Consider the following 1,191-nt stretch of genomic DNA (forward strand, 5'->3'; position numbering starts at 1 on the left):
CGGAAGTTGTCAAGGTGAATGGGGCCAGTGGGAGTCAGGCGGCGGGTTCGTAGGTCGCCTGGTCTTCGGTCTGTTTGTTCTCGGTGGGTTTGTTGATCCAGGCCGCGTCGGGCAGGGCGAGGATCTTCGGGGTGTTGTTGGTGCCGAAGCGCTCGGGGTGGGCAGCGCGGGCCGCTGAGAGAACGTCGGTGCGGCCGGTGGCTTTCGCTGTCGCCAGGCCGTAGTGGACGTCGGCAGGGGTGTGCAGGCCCAGGCCCTGGTGGTGGTGCTCGTGGTTGTAGCGGTCCTTGAACTCGTCCATGAACGCCCGCGCGTCGGCCAGGGATCCGAACCGGTCTGGGAAGACCGGCGCGTACTTCAACGTCTTGAACCACGCCTCGGAGTAGGGGTTGTCGTTGGAGACCTTCGGCCGTGAATGGGACCGGGTGACTTCCAGGTCGGAGAGCAGTGTGGCCACGGACTTTGAGGTCATCGAGGTGCCGCGGTCGGCGTGGACGACCTTCGGGATGCCGTGGATGCCGAACACTTCACGCATCATCTCCTTCGCCAGCGGCCCGGACTCGCGGGCGTGGACGTGGACGCCGACGAGGTAGCGGGAGTAGATATCGATCATCACGTAGGCGTCGTAGTAGACGCCCTTGGCCGGGCCGGGCAGCTTGGTGATGTCCCAGGTGTAGACCTGCCCGGGGCCGGTGGCCACCAGCTCGGGCACCACCCGGGCCGGGTGACGAGCCTGCCGGCGGCGCTCTGTGACCTGGGCGTTGTCCCGCAGGATGCGATACATCGTGGAGACCGAGCACAGGTAGATCCCACGATCCAGCAACGTCGCGAACACCTGTATCGGGGTGGAGTCGACGAACTCGGAACTGTTGAGCACGGCCAGCACGCTGGCTCGTTCGGCACAGTCCAGCCGGTTGGCCGGCGGGGCGTCCCGCGGCGCAGGCGGGAGCGGGCGGGCCGTGCGGCGAGCTGCTGTGGAGCGGGCGATACCAGTCAAGGCCGACGCGGCCCGGGTGGTAGTCCCTGCGACGATCAGCTCGTCGTGGGCGCCCATCAGCGCTTGTTGCGCCTGGTCTCGGTATCCGCGCTCTTGGAGACGTCCTCCAAGAGCGCGCGTGCTTTTCCCATGATCTCCAGCGCGGTCTCGGTGCGATCCAGGCGCTCCTGAGTCTGGTCCAGCTCGCGGCGCAG

1 protein-coding gene is annotated in these 1,191 nt (G+C 67.1%); it reads right to left on the minus strand.

Features of this window, described 5'->3' with window-relative positions:
- Positions 1-34: 34 nt before the first annotated feature.
- Positions 35-877, minus strand: a complete 843-nt coding sequence (locus tag ACT3SQ_RS19240) for a transposase (RefSeq protein ID WP_444601619.1) — start codon at positions 875-877, stop codon at positions 35-37.
- Positions 878-1,191 lie beyond the last annotated feature (314 nt).

This window comes from Brachybacterium sp. AOP42-C2-15 (genome assembly GCF_052377065.1).
In the GTDB taxonomy this organism is placed as follows: Bacteria; Actinomycetota; Actinomycetes; order Actinomycetales; family Dermabacteraceae; genus Brachybacterium.